This is a genomic window from Vibrio sp. 2130-1, assembly GCF_033339515.1.
The window spans coordinates 1-752 of sequence record NZ_JAWOUT010000211.1; the positions used below are offsets into that span (position 1 = coordinate 1).

The window sequence follows — 752 nt, forward strand, 5'->3', positions numbered from 1 at the left end:
TGAACTCAAAGCTTTGATTGCCGTGGATGACAATCAGCAAGTGATGTTTGAGTCTTGCTCTCAAAGTTAACGGTTCATCGTGACCGTTTGAGTGCCTGTTTTTCGGATTCTTAAATTTCAATTGTCTTTTATAAGCCGCCAAAATTGGCGGCTTATTTATATTTATTGATACTGCCGACTAATACGGCCGAGCCCGATACATCCAAGCTTCTTGAGATAAAAGCAGAATACCATATGGACTTTGGGTATATCATGTATGGCTATTCTGACGCATAATGGCCCGATGTTCTGTTCCAAGTAGACAAATTTACTATTGAAACAAACACTCAGTGGAAGGTAGATTACAAGAGTAAAGGATGACTCGGCTAGGTCAAAAACAGAGCTGAAGTAGGCTCAATAAAAAAGCTAAAAGAGCAATAAATGAATAAAGCGTTAGTATTGTCCCTGATTTCAATTGCCGGCATGTCTCCGGCTTCACAAGCCTCTCAGGTTCTTAACGGCTACTGGGCGTATCAAGAATTCTTAAATGAATTTCCAGAACAGAAACACTTAACGGATGCTCTGGCTGCGGCCGTGAGAGACGATCCTGTGCCTATTGCCCCTGAAAAAAGACACCCATTAAAAATCTCCGTTGTTTATCCAGGGCAGCAGATTTCCGATTACTGGATAAGAAACATCGACGCGTTTGAGAAGCGCTTAGATAAACTCAATATTGATTACCAAATCAATCAAGTGTTTACGCGACCAAACGC

1 pseudogene is annotated in these 752 nt (G+C 41.4%); it reads left to right on the forward strand.

From position 1 onward, the window contains the following. Positions 1-420: 420 nt before the first annotated feature. Positions 421-752, forward strand: a pseudogene (locus tag R7Q09_RS25255) (ABC transporter substrate-binding protein); the annotation flags it as partial.